This is a genomic window from Aeromonas sp. QDB17 (assembly GCF_027705305.1).
In the GTDB taxonomy this organism is placed as follows: Bacteria; Pseudomonadota; Gammaproteobacteria; order Enterobacterales; family Aeromonadaceae; genus Aeromonas; species Aeromonas caviae.
Genome location: NZ_JAPDBP010000001.1, coordinates 233612 through 250396 on the forward strand (window position 1 = coordinate 233612; position 16785 = coordinate 250396).

Annotated in this window: 17 protein-coding genes; 12 read left to right on the forward strand and 5 right to left on the reverse strand. The window is 63.0% G+C overall.

Annotated elements, in window-relative coordinates; translation table 11 throughout:
• Positions 1-6: 6 nt before the first annotated feature.
• Positions 7-666, forward strand: coding sequence for a DUF2057 domain-containing protein (locus OKC41_RS01010; protein ID WP_039040268.1), 660 nt, complete (start codon positions 7-9; stop codon positions 664-666).
• A 70-nt stretch (positions 667-736) separates the two neighbouring features.
• Entirely contained in the window at positions 737-1633 is an 897-nt protein-coding gene (locus tag OKC41_RS01015; RefSeq protein ID WP_045524170.1) for a histone deacetylase, read from the forward strand.
• A gap of 89 nt (positions 1634-1722) precedes the next feature.
• Here OKC41_RS01015 and OKC41_RS01020 read toward each other — a convergent pair whose 3' ends face one another.
• Together OKC41_RS01020 and ylqF are read right to left on the reverse strand one after the other, a co-directional pair.
• Positions 1723-2871, reverse strand: a complete 1149-nt coding sequence (locus OKC41_RS01020) for an MFS transporter (RefSeq protein ID WP_201893626.1) — start codon at positions 2869-2871, stop codon at positions 1723-1725.
• A gap of 301 nt (positions 2872-3172) precedes the next feature.
• Positions 3173-4123, reverse strand: a complete 951-nt coding sequence (gene ylqF, locus OKC41_RS01025) for a ribosome biogenesis GTPase YlqF (RefSeq protein ID WP_039040265.1) — start codon at positions 4121-4123, stop codon at positions 3173-3175.
• A gap of 341 nt (positions 4124-4464) precedes the next feature.
• On the opposite strand from ylqF, the gene OKC41_RS01030 reads away from it, so the two are divergent.
• The 5 genes from OKC41_RS01030 to rnk all read left to right on the forward strand — a co-directional run bounded on the left by OKC41_RS01030 (position 4465) and on the right by rnk (position 9427).
• Positions 4465-5856 (forward strand): alkaline phosphatase, encoded by a 1392-nt coding sequence (locus tag OKC41_RS01030; RefSeq protein WP_270671599.1) that lies wholly within the window; start codon positions 4465-4467, stop codon positions 5854-5856.
• Between the two features lie 12 nt (positions 5857-5868).
• Positions 5869-7248 carry an alkaline phosphatase gene (locus tag OKC41_RS01035; RefSeq protein ID WP_270671600.1) on the forward strand — a complete coding sequence of 460 codons (1380 nt, stop codon included), beginning with the start codon at positions 5869-5871 and terminating at the stop codon, positions 7246-7248.
• A 50-nt stretch (positions 7249-7298) separates the two neighbouring features.
• Positions 7299-7982: a hypothetical protein gene (locus OKC41_RS01040; RefSeq protein WP_213320248.1), complete on the forward strand. Its 684-nt coding sequence runs from the start codon at positions 7299-7301 to the stop codon at positions 7980-7982.
• An 81-nt stretch (positions 7983-8063) separates the two neighbouring features.
• Positions 8064-8798: an ABC transporter substrate-binding protein gene (locus OKC41_RS01045; protein WP_270671601.1), complete on the forward strand. Its 735-nt coding sequence runs from the start codon at positions 8064-8066 to the stop codon at positions 8796-8798.
• 233 nt (positions 8799-9031) lie between these two features.
• Positions 9032-9427, forward strand: coding sequence for a nucleoside diphosphate kinase regulator (gene rnk / locus OKC41_RS01050; protein WP_010675253.1), 396 nt, complete (start codon positions 9032-9034; stop codon positions 9425-9427).
• 100 nt (positions 9428-9527) lie between these two features.
• Here the strand turns inward: rnk and OKC41_RS01055 are convergent, their stop codons facing one another.
• Positions 9528-10655, reverse strand: a complete 1128-nt coding sequence (locus OKC41_RS01055) for a GGDEF domain-containing protein (protein ID WP_201893624.1) — start codon at positions 10653-10655, stop codon at positions 9528-9530.
• A 461-nt stretch (positions 10656-11116) separates the two neighbouring features.
• On the opposite strand from OKC41_RS01055, the gene OKC41_RS01060 reads away from it, so the two are divergent.
• From OKC41_RS01060 to OKC41_RS01075, 4 genes are all read left to right on the forward strand, one after another.
• On the forward strand, positions 11117-11905 hold the full coding sequence (locus OKC41_RS01060; RefSeq protein WP_010675255.1) for a transporter substrate-binding domain-containing protein: 789 nt from the start codon (positions 11117-11119) through the stop codon (positions 11903-11905).
• A gap of 99 nt (positions 11906-12004) precedes the next feature.
• A complete protein-coding gene (locus OKC41_RS01065) occupies positions 12005-12949 on the forward strand; it encodes an amino acid ABC transporter permease (RefSeq protein ID WP_041201654.1) in 945 nt (314 codons plus the stop codon).
• Complete coding sequence (locus tag OKC41_RS01070; protein ID WP_268843096.1) at positions 12933-13055, forward strand: hypothetical protein; 123 nt, start codon at positions 12933-12935, stop codon at positions 13053-13055. The genes OKC41_RS01065 and OKC41_RS01070 overlap by 17 nt, the downstream gene beginning before the upstream one ends.
• Positions 13039-13782: an amino acid ABC transporter ATP-binding protein gene (locus OKC41_RS01075; protein ID WP_041213147.1), complete on the forward strand. Its 744-nt coding sequence runs from the start codon at positions 13039-13041 to the stop codon at positions 13780-13782. Before OKC41_RS01070 ends, OKC41_RS01075 begins: the two co-directional genes overlap by 17 nt.
• 124 nt (positions 13783-13906) lie before the next feature.
• Here the strand turns inward: OKC41_RS01075 and OKC41_RS01080 are convergent, their stop codons facing one another.
• A complete protein-coding gene (locus OKC41_RS01080; protein ID WP_201893622.1) occupies positions 13907-14284 on the reverse strand; it encodes a hypothetical protein in 378 nt (125 codons plus the stop codon).
• Between the two features lie 178 nt (positions 14285-14462).
• Between OKC41_RS01080 and OKC41_RS01085 the strand changes: the two genes are divergently transcribed.
• Positions 14463-15302, forward strand: coding sequence for a sterol desaturase family protein (locus OKC41_RS01085; RefSeq protein WP_201893873.1), 840 nt, complete (start codon positions 14463-14465; stop codon positions 15300-15302).
• Between the two features lie 66 nt (positions 15303-15368).
• On the opposite strand, the gene OKC41_RS01090 is transcribed toward OKC41_RS01085, so the two are convergent.
• Complete coding sequence (locus OKC41_RS01090) at positions 15369-16778, reverse strand: basic amino acid/polyamine antiporter (RefSeq protein ID WP_201893620.1); 1410 nt, start codon at positions 16776-16778, stop codon at positions 15369-15371.
• Between the last annotated feature and the right edge of the window lie 7 nt (positions 16779-16785).

The window sequence follows — 16785 nt, forward strand, 5'->3', positions numbered from 1 at the left end:
GATGAAATGAAACTGACTGTTCTGGTACCGGCCCTGGCTGGTCTGTTGTGGGCAGGTAGCGCCCTGGCCGCTAGCCAACTGGAAATTACGAATCCCTATGTCATCCAGCTGCTCGATGGCGAACCCGTCAACCCCCAGCTGCTCGACAAAGCCACCGTCTTCTCCCTGGAGCCCGGCAGGCACCAGGTCGTGGTCGCCTTCGAGGGCAACTACTCCAGCCGCAGTGAAACCAAGCTGGTCACCGCAGAGCCCCTGGTGATCAACTTCACCGCCGCCGACAACCAGCAACTCTTCCTCGACTTCAAGAAGCCCCGCAAGGAAGAAGAAGCCAAGCGTTTCGTCAAGGAACAGAACGTCGTTCTGAAAGACAAATCCACCGGCCAGGTCCTGAAATCCGAGCAGTTCGTCATGCCGACCGTGGGTGGCTTCCAGCTGACCCGTGACTATCAGCAGGAGCTGCTGAAGATGGGCAAGGCCTTCAACCAGCCCAAGACCGTTTCCGTCTCCACCGCCGCCGTGATGGCTGCCGCCAGCGCACCGGTGGAAGTGGCCCCGAGCAAGGCCATGAGCAACCCGGAAGCCCTGACCCAGCTGCAGAGCTGGTACAACAAGGCTGATGCGGAGACCCGCAAAGCCTTCCAGATCTGGGTGATCCAGCAGCAGTAAGGCGCATCGCACGCCTGCATCGAGGGGAGCCTGGCTCCCCTTTTTCATACCCGTTCATGGCCGATGCTTCATGTCACTGCGCATCTTCTATCACCCCCACTACTCCGCCCTGACGCTGCCCGAGCGTCACCGCTTCCCCCTGGCCAAGTACCAGGCGCTGTTTGAACGCCTCGTCGCCCTCGACTATCCGCTGGCACAGGCCGCCCCTGCCAGCCGTGAGCAGATAGAGAAGGTGCACGATGCGGCCTATGTACAGGCCGCCCTCGCCGGCACCCTCGATGAAGGGGCAATTCGCCGGCTCGGCTTTCCCTGGTCTCCCCTGCTGATTGAACGTACCCTGCACTCGGTCGGCGCCACCCTGGCCGCCAGCCGCCACGCCCTTGCGCAGGGCTGCGGGCTGCAGATTTCCGGTGGCTACCACCACGCCCACCGGGGGTTTGGCAGCGGCTTCTGCCTCTTCAACGATCTGGTGATCGCGGCGCGAACCTGCCTGGACGAAGGACTCTGCGAGCGAGTATTGATTGTGGATCTCGATGTCCATCAAGGAGATGGCAGCGCCGCCCTGTGCACGGGCAGCCGTGACATCATCACTCTCTCCCTGCACGGGGAACACAACTTCCCCCGCCACAAGCCGGCCTCCCATCTGGACTTTCCCCTGCCAAGCGGCATGGAGGACGACGCCTATCTCGAGACCCTGGACCAGGCCCTCGCCCTGGCTCATCGCCTCTACGCCCCCGACTTCATCCTCTATCAGGCCGGGGTGGATGTGCACCGGGACGACGAGCTAGGCTACCTCTCCCTGAGCGACTCAGGCGTGCGCCAGCGCGATGCCATGGTCTTTGACTCTGCGCTTCGCCACGGGCTGCCCATCACCGCCGTACCGGGAGGGGGTTACCGGCGAGACTGGCAGCAGTTGATCCCGCTGCACCTCTCGCTCTTTGAAGCAGCAAGGCACCGGTTTGGTTGAGCGGCACCACCCGGCCCATGACGAAAAAGAGGCGACCCTTGGGTCGCCTCTTCTATATCAGAGCACAGGGATGATGACGCCGTCTGCCCTCAGGCATGGGCCATCGGCGTCGGGTGCTCGCCCATCTTGCGCAGCAGCATCAGCAGATAGACCAGGGAGACCCCGGCAATCACCATGAACAGCAGATGATCCGAGTAGTGCTGCATCAAGAGCGCCGTCAGGGTCGGCCCGAGCAGGCTGCCGATGGTGTAGCTCAGCAGCAGCGCCTGGTTCATGGCCACCAGTTGATGCTGCTCCACCTTCTCGCAGGCCCAGGCCATGGCCACCGGATAGAGCGTGAAGCCCGCGGCCCCCAGAATGAACAGCGTCGGTGCCATGGCCGCGTTGCCGAGCATCGCCATGGCCCCCAGGATCACCACCAGCACCTGTACCCGCAGCACCGGCAGGCGCCCGAAACGATCCGCCAGACGTCCCACAGGCCATTGCCCCAGGATGCCGGCGCTCACCATCACCGCCATCCAGTAGCCGATGGCCCCGTCGCTCACCCCCTGGTGGTTCAGATAGAGCGGCATCAGACCATAAAGCACCCCCAGCACGATGCCGGAGAGGATGCAGCCGTTCACCCCCAGACGCGCCTGACGCAGGCGCAGCATCGGCCAGACCGGAGTCCTGGCCTTGTGGTTGCCTGACGGACTGGCGATGCGGGTGAACAAGAGCGGCAGCATGGCCGTCAACACCAGGGCGGTCACCCAGGGCAGCACCGCCATCAGCGACGTCGGCACCTTGCTCACCAGCAGTTGCCCAAGCACAGTGCCCACGTAATAGACCATCATGTAGGCGGCCAGCAGGCGCCCTCGATTGCGGGCGTTGCCGCTGCACATCAGCGCGCTCTCCACCACCACCCAGATCATGGCGCAGCCTACCCCGGCGATGAATCGCCAGGCGAGCCAGCTCCAGAAAGCCACGGTAATGCCGAGCCCGACGCAGCCTGCGGCAAAGAGCGCACTGGCCAGGTAGTAACTGCGATTGAAGCCGCAGCGGGCGATGAGTCTGCCCGCCAGCAGGGTTCCCAGCAGGTTGCCGGTGAAATAGGAGGAGCCGACCATGCCGACCTGCCAGGTGGGCAGATGCTCATGGGCGAGCCAGAGCGGTACCAGGGTATTCAATACCGCGATGGCCAGGGTCAGCAACAGCAGGCCACAGAGCAGGAGCAGCACCGGGCGGGAGTATGTGGTCATGGATAGAACCGTGGGGAGAGGCAAAATGCGAGCGCATCATGCCACCGCCTGTGCCTTTGTCAATCGGCACTGAGGCCGGGTCGCAAGGTTTTTCTGCCCACCGCGATGGCAACGCGGCAAGGCCCTCCCCTGACGGGAGTCTCATCCCCTTGATTGGCCGACACCTTGGTCATGATGAGGGGAAGCGGGCCGTTGAATATCGACTCTGTGCCTCCCTCACGCCAGAGCGCCATGACCAGAAGAGGCGGCCCAGGGCCGCCTCTTCTTTCTATCAAGCACAACCTATCGTGCACAACGCCGGTCAGCGCTGGCGCTTCTTGGCGTACTTGCGACGAGCCCGGGCCTGGCGCTCCTCTTCCCGCTCCGCCTTCTCCCTGGCTTTCTGCTCAGCCTCGGCCTGGGCTTCCACTATCTCGACGCTCACCATCTCTGGCGTCTCCAGGGAGATCCGCCCCAGCATGCCGGACCGGAATTCATTGACCAGGATTTCCGAGGCCTTGTGCAGATCCGCAAGCCCCCCCTTGCGCATGAAGCCGCGCTGACGGGCAATGAGATCCAGCAGCTCGATCTCGGTCTCCGGCAGCTCGCTCAGCTGGTAGCGTGCCTTGATGCGCTCCGGATAGGCCTTGATGAAGTAGTCGGCGGCAAACATGGCGATGTCGGCGTAATCGAAGACGGTATCCTTGATGGCCGCCGTGATCGCCAGTCGATAACCGCAGGAGGGCGGGTTGAGCTTGGGCCACAGGAAGCCAGGGGTGTCCGTCAGGATGACGTGGTTGTCGAGCTTGATCCGCTGCTGGGACTTGGTCACCCCCGCCTCGTTGCCGGTCTTGGCGATGATGCGCCCCGCCAGGGTGTTGATCAGGGTGGACTTGCCCACGTTGGGGATGCCCATGATCATGGCGCGCACCCCGCGCAGCTCGAAGTTGCGCTCCGGCAGCATCTCGTGGCACAGGGTCAGCAGTTGCTTGATCATCGTAGGCTCCTGCTGGGTCAGGGGCAGTGCCTTGATCCCCTTCTCCTGCTCCATGTGGGCCACCCACAGCGCGGTGATCTCGGGGTCGGCAAGGTCTGCCTTGTTGAGCACCTTGATCACCGGCGTCTCCCCGCGCAGCTCCGGCACCAGGGGGTTCTCGCTGGAGAAGGGGATGCGGGCGTCGAGCATCTCGATGATGACATCGACCTGGGGCATGACCTCTGCAATCTCTTTGCGGGCCTTGTGCATGTGGCCGGGGAACCAGTTGATGGACATATCCGTTACTCTCTCATTGGCATGCGGTCCCCTCTCGGGGCTGCGGGCGCTCGGGGTTGCGGGTGCGTGGTGATGCGCCAGACCGCTGGCACTCATCGCAAGGGGGCGCATTTTACCTGCTGCGGCCCCGATTTGACAGGCTATTCTGGCCGGGTGTTGTCACCCGGGTGGCCGGATGCCCGCCACGCCACCGGGAGGTGAGTGGCAGAATACAATCAACATAACTCATTGATATAAGATAACATTTACAAGGCGCTTTCACCGCATTGTCATCTCTCTTCACTAAAAGTGTCATCTGCCCCCTCTAGGCTGCGCTCAGGTTTCACAAGGAGCGAACCCCAATGAGAAAGATGGCAGGACTTGCAGTGATGATAGGCGCCGCCCTGGCCGCCGGCTGCAACTCCAACAACGACAGCAACACCCCGGAACCCCGCGCCAAGAACGTGATCTTCTTCCTCGGCGACGGCATGGGTCTCAACACCCTGACCGCCTCCCGGATCTATGGCGTCGGCGAAGAGGGCAGCCTCACCATCGACACCCTGCCGGAAACGGCCTTCATCAAGACCTTCTCCCACGATGCCCAGGTGACCGACTCGGCCCCCTCCATGGCGGCCTACATGACCGGGGTCAAGAGCAACAACGGCGTCATCAGCATGGACAGCGACGCCACCCAGGAGAGCGATTGCAGCCAGAGCGGCGGCAAAGCGGTGACCACCCTGCTGGAGCTGGCCAAGGCCGATGGCCGCGGCACCGGCGTGGTCACTACCACCCGGGTCACCCACGCTACCCCGGCCGCCACCTATGCCCATATCTGCAACCGGGATCTGGAGGCTGATATCGCCGTCCAGATGGTGCCGGGGGGCAGCGGTTACAACAGCGCCCTGAAGGAGGGGCTGGACGTGGTGCTCGGCGGCGGCAGCGGCTTCTTCCTGCCCAGTGCCGACAAGGGCAAGCGGACCGATGGCCGCAACCTCATCGACGAGATGAAGGCGAAGGGCTATCAGTTTGCCGCCACCCTGGACGAGCTGAACCAGGCCGATGCGAGCAAGCCGCTGCTGGGCCTGTTTGGCTCAAGCCACATGAAATATGACCTGGACCGGCCCGCCAGCGAGCCGTCACTGGCCCAGATGACCCTGGCTGCCATCAAGCAGCTCAAGGGCAAAGAGAAGGGCTACTTCCTGATGGTAGAAGGGGGGCGCATCGATCACGCCCTGCACGACACCAACGCCAAGCGTGCCCTGCAGGATACCCTCGCCTTCGACAACGCCATCCAGGCCGCCATCAATGAAGTGAAGAAAACCGATCCCGAGCTGAAAAACACCCTGATCGTGGTCACCGCCGACCATGACCACACGCTTGTGCTCAACGGCTACGCCAAGCGCACCGGCAAGACCACCGCAGGCAATGCGGGCGTGCTCGGGCTGGTGAAGAACTACGAGACCGGCGAGCCGAGCAAGGATAGCGATGGCATGCCCTACACCATCATCGGCTTTGGCAACGGCTACAACCGGGTGGACGGCCCGCGCAGCAGCGTGGCGGCCCTCGACGACGCCACCGCCTCCGCCGACGACTATCACCAGGAGGTGGTGGTCAAGGTGGGCGAGATAGGCAACGAGACCCACGGCGGTACCGATGTCTTCCTCGGCGCCATCGGCCAGGGGGCGGAGCGCTTCCACGGCTCTCTCGACAACACCGCCGTGTTCGGCAAGATCAAGGCTGCGGCCAAGCTGTAAGGGATTATCAGGATGAACATCACCATGAAAAAGACGCTGGTCTGCACCGCCCTGCTCGGCACGCTTGGCGGCCTCTCCCAGGCGCACGCCGCCGATGCCAAGAACGTCATCCTCTTTATCGGTGATGGCATGGGTCCCACCGTGCTCACCGCCACCCGCCTGTTCAAGGTGGGGGAAGAGGGGGATCTCGAGATGATGAAGCTGCCCCAGAGCGCGCGTATCAAGACCTTCTCCCACGATGCCCAGACCACGGACTCCGCCCCCTCCATGGCGGCCTACACCACCGGCGTCAAGATGAACAACGAGGTGATCGCCATGAGCAGCGACACCAGGGCCGTGGCACCGTCCAAGGATGCCAACGGCAACAAGGGCATCAACAACTGCACCAGCGACAACGGGAGCCCGGTGCCCACCCTTCTCGAGCTGGCCAAGGCGGCGGGCAAGTCGGTGGGGGCCGTCACGACCACGGAGCTGACCCATGCCACCCCGGCGGCGACCTATTCCCATATCTGCCACCGGGATGCGGCCTACGCCATCGCCGAGCAGGCGGTACCGGGCGGCGCCGGCTTCAACCAGGCGCTGGGGGATGGGGTCGATGTGCTGATGGGGGGCGGCGCCAACCACTGGACGCCCTACAGCGCCAGCAACAAGGGCGGCCGGGCCGACGGCCGGGATCTCACCGCCGAGCTGACCGCCCGGGGCTACCGCTATGTCACCACCAAGGATGAGCTCTCTGCCGTCAACTCGGGCAAGGTGCTGGGGCTGTTCAGCACCAAGTCCCACCTCGACTACGAACTGGACCGCGTCGCCAAGGGGGCGGCCAGCACCCAGCCGTCCCTCTCCGAAATGACCGCCAAGGCGATCGATCTGCTCAGCCAGAACAGCCAGGGCTACTTCCTGATGGTGGAGGGGGGGCGTATCGACCACGCCCTGCATGCCACCAACGCCAAGCGATCCCTGACCGATGCGGTGGCGCTGGACGAGGCGGTCAAGACGGCCCTCGGCAAAGTGGATTTGAGCGATACCCTGATCGTGGTCACCGCCGACCACGACCACACCATGACCATCAACGGCTATTCCGCCAAGGGCAACAAGGTGCTGGATCTGGTCAAGAACGCCGATGGTTCGACCCAGAACGACGCGGACGGCAAGCCGTTCACTACTCTGGTATTCGGCAACGGCCCCAACCGCCAGGACCAGCGCCCCACCCTCACCAGCGATGAGGTGATGGCGGATGACTACCTGCAGGAAACCGGAATCAAGCTCGGCTCCGAGACTCACGGCGGCGGCGATGTGATGCTGTTCGCGGGCGGCGCAGGCAGCAGCCAGTTCAAGGGCACCCTCGACAACACCCGGGTGTTCGGCAAGCTCAGGGAGGCCCTCGGCCTGTGATAAAGGGGCCCGGCACCGCGCCGGGCCCGTTCTCCGTCGAGCGAGAGACGATGATGAAATATCTGCTTTCTTTATGGCTGCTGGGCAGCGCCCTCTCCTTCCCCCTCCTGGCCGACGAGGTGCCCGATCTGGCCGCCCGCATCCGCTACGTGGACAGGGTGACCGGCAGCGACGGCATCACCCGGGAGAGCCAGTGGCAGGAGAAGTGGCTGCGGGTCGGTGACCAGGTGTGGAGCCAGCGGCTCATTCCCGTTCCCCTGGCCCGTGCCTATCACGCCACCCACGATGCCCGCCCCGGCCACAAGCACTTCACTCACCAGATGGCGGCGCGCTGGGTCACCCGGAGCGCGGGAGACGCACTCCAGTTGCGCTACGCCGATGCCTGGCACAACCAGCTGGTGGAGGTGCCGCAGGAGGAGTACGGCCAGGTGGCCTTCAAACCGGAGTGGGCGCGGATCCGCCACCTCATCAACCCTGCCCTGTTAGAGGGAATGACACCGCTGGATGAGGCCGCCCCCGACCAGGCGAACTGGTATGAGACCCGTGAAGGTCGCCAGCGTACCCGCATCCTCTGGTCGAGCCGCTGGCAGTTGCCCCTGGTGGTGGAGTCGGCAAGCCTCGACGGTTATCGCAGCTACCGGATGGAGGTGACGCTCAAGCCGCTGCCAAAGACCCTCCCCTGGCAGCAACTGGCAGGGTACCAGACCCTGGATCTGCGGGATTTCTTCGACTGATCCCCCCAGGCGGCAATCGCCTGGCTGACATGGCGTAACGGGATGTTACACTCTCTGTACTCATCCCGGACCCGAACATCCATGCGCCTTGTTACTCTGCTTCTGCTGCTCTCCCCTCTGATCGTCTGCGCCTTTTCGGCCCATGCCGTGGTCGTCGTGGCCGCGGACATTCCCCCCTATGTGATCCGCGCCCAGCAGGGTGCGCCGAGCGGCATGGCCATCGAGGTGCTGGAAGAGGCTGCCCGCCGCCTCGGGGAACCGCTCGAGATCGAGTTGATGCCGCTGGCTCGCGCCCTCAGCCAGGCCAGCCACCGCCCGGATGTCCTGTTGTTGCCCCCGGCCCGAAATCCCCAGCGCGAACCACTGTTTCTCTGGATTGCCCCCCTGCTGGAGGAGGCCTTCGTGCTGGTCAGCCATCGCCGTCACCATCCAGCGCCGCTCTCCATGAAGACACTGCCAGGTCTCACCGTTGGCGTGATGCGTGGCTCCCATAGCCAGAGCCTGATCCAGCCGCTGACAGGAGTGACCCGGGAGCTGGTCACCGAGGAGGTCAGCAACGCCAGCAAGCTGGCGCGCGGCCGCATCCAGGCCTGGGCGGTGGCCTGGAACACCGCCCGTTACAACCAGCAGCGGGCGGGTCTGCCGCTCCCGGATCTGGTGCGGGGCGAGACCTTGCAGCAGAGCACCCTCTACCTGGCCGCCAGCCCCCGCTTCTCCCGCAGCGAGGCGCTGCGCTGGCGCCGGGTCATTCAGGAAATGAGGGAGGATGGCAGTCTCGCGCGCATCCTGCACCAGTACGATTACCAGGCTCCCTGATGAGAAAGTCAGCCCAATTGCCAAACCACCCCAGAATGGTTATGGTATCTCCATGAAAGCAATCATGATTTTTTCCAGTACGCTCACACCCCGCTGAGCCCCCGCCCTCGCCCCGCTGCGCGAGTCGCTCGGGGGCATCGCTTTTGCTGTCTGCTTTTTACCCTTGCACCGTTTTTTGTCGACCAGTCTGCCCGTCATCCTGGTCCCTTCAGTCATTGATAAGGAAATACCCTATGAAACAGCCTCATCTCGTCATCTCCAGCCTGGATCTGGATCGCATCGAACAGCTGCTTGGCAACCACCCCCAGCACCTTGCCCTGCAAGAGGAGCTGGATCGCGCCGAGATCCGCGAACCCGCCGACATGCCGCCGGACGTGGTGACCATGAACAGCACGGTGCGCTTCAAGATGCAAAACAGTGGCAACGACTTCTGCCTGACGCTGGTCTATCCGAAGGATGTACAGGGGGACGAATCGAAGATCTCCGTGCTGGCGCCAGTGGGCAGCGCCCTGCTGGGGCTCAAGGTGGGTGACAGCATCGCCTGGCCGGGGCCGGCCGGTCGCACCATCCAGGTGGAGATCCTGGAAGTGGTCTATCAGCCGGAACGCGCGGGGGAGTTGCACCGCTGACAGGCTGCCATTCTGGTCTGATGCGACCAGGTGGCTGACTCGGTATGCCTTTGTCCGGTCGGAGCCGACGGCCACCGGCCGGGCATGACCTGACGGGGGATCAGGCCCCCTGACAGATCCGGTTCTTGCCCTCCCGCTTGGCCTGATAGAGAGCGCGATCTGCCTGGCTGAACAGGGTGTCAAAGTGCCATTCACGGGCGCTGGGCACCCACCCCAGGCTGGCCGTCACCCGGACCCCCTTCAGCTCCAGCGTTTCTATCCCCTGGCGGATCTGCTCGCAGCGCGCCTGCTGGGCCAGGGGGTCCCGCTCGGGCAACAGCAGCACAAACTCTTCCCCGCCGAAGCGGCTGGCCACCAGATCCCGCTGGCCGGCAAGATAGCGACCCACCGCCTCCAGCACCCTGTCCCCGGTCTCGTGACCGTGGCGATCGTTGATCTGCTTGAAGTCGTCGAGATCCAGCACCACCAGCGCCCCCTGCCTTGCCATCGTCACGCAGTGATCCATGAAGCCGCGCCGGTTCAGGAGGCCGGTCAGGGGATCCTGGCTGGCCTGTCGACGCAGGGCCAGGGCCCGGTACTGGGTACAGAGCAACAGCACCCCGAAGGTCGACAGATAGTTGCCCATCAGCATGGAGAGGAAGGGGAGCACATTGACCGCATGCTGATCCATCAGGACACGCACCTCGCCGCCGAGCAGGGCCCCCATGCGCACCAGATTGAAACCGTAGAGCAGGATGTTGACCACGGTGAACACCAGCACAGCGGGCAGATAGTCAGGGTAGCCGTGGCGCCATATGAGCCAGACAATCACCGCCCCCACCATCATGTAGCTCAGGCAGGCCAGCAGCACCCGGGGGGCCATCTTGTCGTTGAAGATGACGCTCCAGCAGAGGATCAGCAGGTAGACCAGCATGAAGAGGGTGAATGCCCGCCAGTTTGGCGGCTCCCCGAAGAAGCGCTGGATGGCGAGTGGCATCAGGGCGAGGCAGAAGGTGATGAGCAGGTTGGCCAGCCAGATCCCCGCGATATGGGGGGCAAATGCCTGCATGAAGAAGAGCGATTGCGCCACGAGGGCACAGAGGCTGGACCACCACCAGAGCCCGAGACCGGGTATTTCCCTGTGGGTCGACCAGATGATGGAGAGGGTGATGAATCCCAGGCTGTAGCCCCCGAGGGCCATCAACATCAGGGTAAATACGTCCAGATTGAGCAGAATTGAGGCGTCCATTCCCGAACCTTCCAATGGGGATGGCTGAGTATATGGGAAGCCCATGACAAGACACAGAGGGAGCCTATGGGCCGGGCAAAAATATTTGACCGGCTCGCACGCCCCATTCCCCGTGAAGCGTGCCGGACAACGCCCTGTCTGTACCCGGATTTTCCACCGAGACGGCCGCCGGATATTTTGCACTTGAACCGGCGCCATTAGATAGATATGTTGTTTTCATGTGGTTTTATGAGTCACCACGAGGGATAAAAGTCTCCATAACTTATTGAGTCTTCTGGCACAAACAGGTTTTGGTACATTTTTCATCCAACGAACCATTCATAGAATCTCATATGGGGCTTTTGCCCCGACCAAGACAATAATCCTGTCTTGCCTGCTGCCGGATGCAGCAGTCTCTTGTGCCATGGAGTCGCACGGGAGCAGGTTCAAGGCCGACCACATTTACGACAGAGACGTCATTTATGATCAAAAAACTCATTCTTTCTACCCTGCTGCTGTGCGGGCTGGCCAACGCCGCGCCCACTTCCACCCTGGATGCCGTGCTGGAGCGCGGTGTGCTGCGGGTCGGCTTCGATGCCGGCTATCAACCCTTCGAGATGACCAACAAGCAGGGCCAGTACATCGGCTTTGACGTGGATCTCGCCAAGATGGTCGCCAAGGAGATGGGCGTGAAGGTGGAGTTCGTCAACACCGCCTGGGACGGCATCATCCCCGCGCTCTTGACCGACAAGTTCGACGTCATCATGGGTGGCATGACCGTCACTCCCCAGCGCAACCTGCGCGTGAACTTTGCCGATCCCTACATCGTCGTCGGCCAGACCATCGTGCTTCGCAAGGACAAGGCGGGCGAAATCAAATCCTTCCAGGACCTCAACGATCCCAAATACAAGATCGCGGTCAAACTCGGCACCACCGGCGAGCAAGCGGTCAAGCGCATGATCCCCAAGGCCACCCTGCTGCAGTTTGAAACCCAGGATGACGCCAAGCTGGAAGTGATCAACGGCAAGGTGGATGCCTTCGTCTACGACCTGCCCTACAACGCCATCTTCGCGTCCCAGAACCAGGGCGCCGTGGTACACCTCGACAAGCCGTTCACCTTCGAGCCGCTGGCCTGGGCCATCCGCAAGGGGGATCAGGACACCCTCAACTGGTTCAACAACTACCTGCGCCAGATCAAGGGCGACGGCAGCTACGACCGTCTCTACAAGAAGTGGTTTGAATCCACCGCCTGGCTGAACCAGCTCAAATAACCTCTCAAAGGGGCGGCATGCCGCCCCTTCACGCAGACTCCCCACACGATAACGACAAAAGAGGTTGTGACAGTGATCAACCCCAAACTCACAAGACAGATGGAAAAACAGCCCAATCAGCTGCTCTGGCACGGGATCTTCCTGCTGCTGGTGCTGGCCGCCATTTTCGGCATCTACAAGGCCGTGCAGGCAGTGGATTACACCTGGCGCTGGGAACGCATTCCCCAGTACATCGCCTATCAGGCAGAACAGAAACACTATGCCGAGTTTGACGGCACCGTGGTCGCGGACAAGGGACAGCTCTTCCTGCAAGACGATCTCGACCCCAGCCGCCGTCAGGCCATCGCTCCCAAGGGCTCCCAGCTGGCTGAAGGGGATACCGTCTTCCTCGGCGATACCCTGGATGTGCAACTGAGCTGGACCGCCGGCCCCATTGCCTGGGGAGTCTGGGTCACGGTCAAGCTCTCCCTGGTGGCGGGCATCTTCGCCATCCTGCTTGGCACCCTGGCCGGGCTCGCCCGCCTCTCCCCCAATCCGGCCCTGCGCAACCTGGCCGTGACCTATGTAGAGCTCATCCGTGGCACCCCGTTGCTGGTGCAGATCTTCATCGTCTATTTCTTTATCGGCACCGTGCTGAACCTCGACCGATTCACCGCTGGTGTGGCGGCGCTCGCGGTCTTCACCGGCGCCTACGTGGCGGAGATCGTGCGCGCCGGCATCAGCTCCATTCACAAGGGGCAGATGGAAGCGGGCAGAAGCCTTGGCATGACCTCGGCCCAGACCATGCGCTACGTCATCCTGCCCCAGGCCTTCAAACGGGTGCTGCCACCGCTCGCGGGTCAGTTCATCAACCTTATTAAGGACTCCTCTCTGGTCTCCGTCATCTCCATCACGGATCTCACCAAGGCGGGGCGCGAAGTGGTCAGCTCCACCTTCAGCCCGTTCGAGGTGTGGTTCACCGTGGCTCTGCTCTATCTGGTGCTGACCGGCACTCTCTCCTTCCTGGTGCGTCGTCTGGAGGTGAAATATGCACGCAGCAACTGATCCCGTTATCAAGGCGCCATCGGTGTCGAAACGTTCTGCCATCACCGGCACTCCCTGCCCCTTCCCGGTGCGTCGTCTGGAGGTGAACTATGCGCGCAGCAACTGATCCCATCATCAAGGCGAGCGGTGTAGAGAAGTTCTACGGCACCGAGGTGCACGCCCTGAAAAACGTCAGCACCCAGGTGGCCGAAGGGGAAGTGGTGGTGATCGTGGGGCCGAGCGGCTCAGGCAAGTCCACCTTCCTGCGCACCCTCAACCAGCTGGAAACCATCAACGATGGCAATATCGTGGTCGACGGCATCAGCCTCACCGAACCCGGGGATGTCAACAAGCTGCGGGAAGAGGTGGGCATGGTGTTCCAGTCATTCAACCTCTTCCCTCACCTGACGGTGCTGGACAACATCACCCTGGCCCCCCAGAAGGTGAGAGGGCTCTCTCGCCAGGAGGCAGAGGAGCGAGCCAAGGCCCTGCTGCTCAAGGTCGGTCTCTCCAACAAGGCCCAGAGCTACCCCTCCCAGCTCTCCGGCGGCCAGCAGCAGCGGGTGGCCATCGCACGGGCGCTCGCCATGCAGCCGCGCATCATGCTGTTTGACGAGCCCACCAGCGCCCTCGACCCCGAAATGGTGGGAGAGGTGCTGGACGTCATGAAGGGGTTGGCCCGCGAAGGGATGACCATGGTGGTGGTGACCCACGAGATGGGCTTTGCCCGGGAAGTGGCGGACAGGGTGCTCTTCATGGAGAGCGGCGAGTTGCTGGTGGACGAGAAACCCGCCGACTTCTTCGACAATCCCCCCTCCCCGCGCCTGCGCCAGTTCCTGAGCCAGGTACTCTGACGAGCGCACCGATATTGGCAATCCGGTAAAGGGGCAAACCCGGGCTCGATCAACCGCGCAGCGGTGTCATGCAAATCAAGAAGAGGGAGCCCAGGCTCCCTTTTTTGTTCCAGGTGGCTCGCCCCTAGAATCGATACATGCCCGTCAGGCCGGCGAAGTGCTGCTCGGGCAGCACCACGGGTGCCAGCAGCCAGCGATCCGTCCCGTAGGCACCGGCGGCGGCCCCCAGCGCATTGGCCCCCGCATCCAGGGCGGAGAAGGGCCCCTGACCACTGGCCCGCTCGATCAGCTCTGCGGCGATGCCGATGCCGATGCCGGTCGAGATGCCAAAACCAATCCAGCCCCTGTGCTCCCGATAGCCATAGTGATCCGCGATGGCCGTAAAGCCCGCCCCCATGGCTGCACCACCGACAACATGGCTCAACTCGCTGTTGAAACTGTCATTGGCCATCGCACTCGCACTGAGCAGGCCGAGCATGAGACAAACAGGCGTCCCGTTCATTTTCTCTCCCTCCCAAGGTACTGCCGCTTGCGGTAGATGCCGCGCGCGCTCCTTCTTCAGTGTAAACAGGGAGGGCAAGGCCGGGCCGCGTCAGACAGGAGGATCACCATCAAATGTTAATGAGTTTTTAACATCATCCGGTATGCTGACATCCAACTGGTCCAACCGGATGGCTCACATGGATGTGCAACTGCTCCTGCTCTACCTCTCGCCCCTCTTTCTGGTTTTCATCGGCTGGGAGATGCTCTACCTGCGAAAACACGGCGCCGCCTATCCCACGGCGGGCTACCAGTGGAAGGATCTCTTCGCCAATGCCACCCTGGCACTGATGCATCAGGGGGGCGATGCCCTGGCCGCCATTGCCATCGCCTATCTCTATGACATCCTCTGGGGCTGGCGACTATTCGATATCGAGCTGAACCTGTGGAGCCTCTTGCTGCTCTTTCTGTTGCAGGATCTCTGCTACTGGCTGTTCCACTTCGCAAGCCACCATGTGCGCTGGCTCTGGGCCTCCCACGTGGTGCACCACAGCTCGGAGCGGCTCAACCTCTCCACCGCCTTTCGCCAGAGCCTGATGTATCCGGTCTCCGGCATGTGGCTGTTCTGGATCCCCATGATCCTCATCGGCTTCCCCCCCGAGGCGGTGGTCGCCACCGTGCTCTTGAGCCTGGGTTTTCAGTTCTTCGTCCACACCCAGGTGGTGGGCAAGCTCGGCTGGCTGGAGTGGGTTTTCAACACCCCCTCCCACCACAGGGTGCACCACGCCAGCAACGCCAGATACATCGATCGCAACTTCGCCGGCGTGCTCATCATCTGGGACCGGCTGTTTGGCACCTTCGTGGAAGAAGACTTGGGCGAGCCGTGCCGTTTCGGCATCACCAAGCCAATCCACAGCTTCAACCCCCTCACCCTCACCTTCCACGAGTGGCGCGACATGCTGCAAGAGGCCCGGGGCCTCCCCTGGCGGCAAAAGCTCGCCGTGCTGTTTGGCAAACCGGCGGGCCCCACCAGCGGTTGACCCACGACCAGGATAAAAAAGAGCGCCCAGGGGCGCTCTTTTTCATGACAGGGACAACCCCCAGGTTCAGACGTGAACAAAGGACCAGACGGCGGGGATCAGGCTCAGCAGCGTCACCCCGGCCAGCAGCCGTTCACGCCCGCTGAGCCGCTGTTCGGCGCCGAGCTGGCGACGGCTGTAGAGAAACAGCAGCAGACCCGGCCCGTAGAGCAGAAGCGACAGCAGCAGGTACTCCACCCCGGCGGCGTAGAGCAGCCAGAAACCATAACCGCTCGACACCAGCGCCACCACCCGCATCAGGCCGCGGCCCTGCCCCCCCTTGCCACTGAAGACCAGCTTGAGCAGGAAGAGGCCGATGAGCAGGTAGGGCACCAGGATCATGGAGGTGGAGATGAGCAGCAGGTTGGTGTACCCCTTGCCAAGCAACCACACCAGCAGCAAGCAGCCCTGCACGGTCAGGCTGGTGAGCCAGAGCGAGGCGATGGGGGTGCCGTTGTGGTTCTCGCGCCGGAAGATGGCCGGGAAGGCCCCGTGACGCGCCGCGCTGAACGGCACCTCGGCAGAGAACAGGGTCCAGCTCACGTAGGAGGCGAGCACCGACACGATGAGGCCGGCGCTGATGAGCAACTTGCCCCAGGAACCCGTCATCTGGGCCATCAATCCCGCCATGGAGGGGTTGGGCAGGGCCGCAAGCTCCGGGCGGCTCAATATTCCGAGCGCCAGCACCGAGATGAGCACATAGAGCAGCAGCGCCAGCACCACACCGAGCACGGTGGCGGTGCCCACGTCCCGCTTGTTTCTCGCCCGGGCCGAGAGCACCGCTGCCCCTTCGATGCCGGTGAAGACCCAGAGGGTGATGAGCATGGTGTTGCGCACCTGCTCGGAGACCGGTACCGCCAGGGTGCTGCCCTCCTGATCCGCCGCAAAGGTGACCGGATCGAACCAGTAGCAGGCGAACAGGATGAACAGCAGCAGCGGCAGGCTCTTGGCCAGGGTCGCCACTAGGTTGAACAGGGCCGCCTGCTGCACGCCGCGGGCCACCAGCAGGTGCACCGCCCAGAGGATGCAGGACTCGCCGACAAAAGCTGCCAATGTATTGCCCTCGCCAAACCAGACCCGCTCCGGCGTGTCGACGAAGCTGCCCAGCGCCGCGAAGGCGATGACCAGATACCCCACCACGCCGATGGTGGCACAGAGCCAGTATCCCCAGGCGGAGAAGAACCCCACCAGCTCGCCAAAGCCAGCCCGGGCATAGCTGTAGATGCCGCCGTCAAGCTCGGGTTTGAGCCGCGACAGGTAGAGGAAGCTCATGGCCAGCGCCAGTATGCCGACCCCGGTGACGGCCCAGCCGATCAGCACGGCGCGGGCGCCCGCCACATCGGCCATGTTCTGGGGCAGGCTGAAGATGCCGGCCCCCACCATGGAGCTGAACACCAGCGCAGTGAGGGACCAGAGCCCGATCTTGCTCTCTTTCATGGGCGCT

Excerpts from the sequence above, each read along its gene's own strand:
- OKC41_RS01030 (WP_270671599.1), top strand. The coding sequence starts at position 4,465 with ATGAGAAAGATGGCAGGACTTGCAGTGATGATAGGCGCCGCCCTGGCC.
- OKC41_RS01070 (WP_268843096.1), top strand. The coding sequence starts at position 12,933 with ATGCACGCAGCAACTGATCCCGTTATCAAGGCGCCATCGGTGTCGAAA.
- OKC41_RS01065 (WP_041201654.1), top strand. The coding sequence starts at position 12,005 with ATGGAAAAACAGCCCAATCAGCTGCTCTGGCACGGGATCTTCCTGCTG.
- OKC41_RS01045 (WP_270671601.1), top strand. The coding sequence starts at position 8,064 with ATGCGCCTTGTTACTCTGCTTCTGCTGCTCTCCCCTCTGATCGTCTGC.
- OKC41_RS01040 (WP_213320248.1), top strand. The coding sequence starts at position 7,299 with ATGATGAAATATCTGCTTTCTTTATGGCTGCTGGGCAGCGCCCTCTCC.
- OKC41_RS01060 (WP_010675255.1), top strand. The coding sequence starts at position 11,117 with ATGATCAAAAAACTCATTCTTTCTACCCTGCTGCTGTGCGGGCTGGCC.
- OKC41_RS01055 (WP_201893624.1), bottom strand. The coding sequence starts at position 10,655 with ATGGACGCCTCAATTCTGCTCAATCTGGACGTATTTACCCTGATGTTG.
- OKC41_RS01080 (WP_201893622.1), bottom strand. The coding sequence starts at position 14,284 with ATGAACGGGACGCCTGTTTGTCTCATGCTCGGCCTGCTCAGTGCGAGT.
- OKC41_RS01015 (WP_045524170.1), top strand. The coding sequence starts at position 737 with ATGTCACTGCGCATCTTCTATCACCCCCACTACTCCGCCCTGACGCTG.
- OKC41_RS01035 (WP_270671600.1), top strand. The coding sequence starts at position 5,869 with ATGAACATCACCATGAAAAAGACGCTGGTCTGCACCGCCCTGCTCGGC.
- OKC41_RS01020 (WP_201893626.1), bottom strand. The coding sequence starts at position 2,871 with ATGACCACATACTCCCGCCCGGTGCTGCTCCTGCTCTGTGGCCTGCTG.
- OKC41_RS01010 (WP_039040268.1), top strand. The coding sequence starts at position 7 with ATGAAACTGACTGTTCTGGTACCGGCCCTGGCTGGTCTGTTGTGGGCA.
- ylqF (WP_039040265.1), bottom strand. The coding sequence starts at position 4,123 with ATGTCCATCAACTGGTTCCCCGGCCACATGCACAAGGCCCGCAAAGAG.
- OKC41_RS01075 (WP_041213147.1), top strand. The coding sequence starts at position 13,039 with ATGCGCGCAGCAACTGATCCCATCATCAAGGCGAGCGGTGTAGAGAAG.
- OKC41_RS01090 (WP_201893620.1), bottom strand. The coding sequence starts at position 16,778 with ATGAAAGAGAGCAAGATCGGGCTCTGGTCCCTCACTGCGCTGGTGTTC.
- rnk (WP_010675253.1), top strand. The coding sequence starts at position 9,032 with ATGAAACAGCCTCATCTCGTCATCTCCAGCCTGGATCTGGATCGCATC.
- OKC41_RS01085 (WP_201893873.1), top strand. The coding sequence starts at position 14,463 with ATGGATGTGCAACTGCTCCTGCTCTACCTCTCGCCCCTCTTTCTGGTT.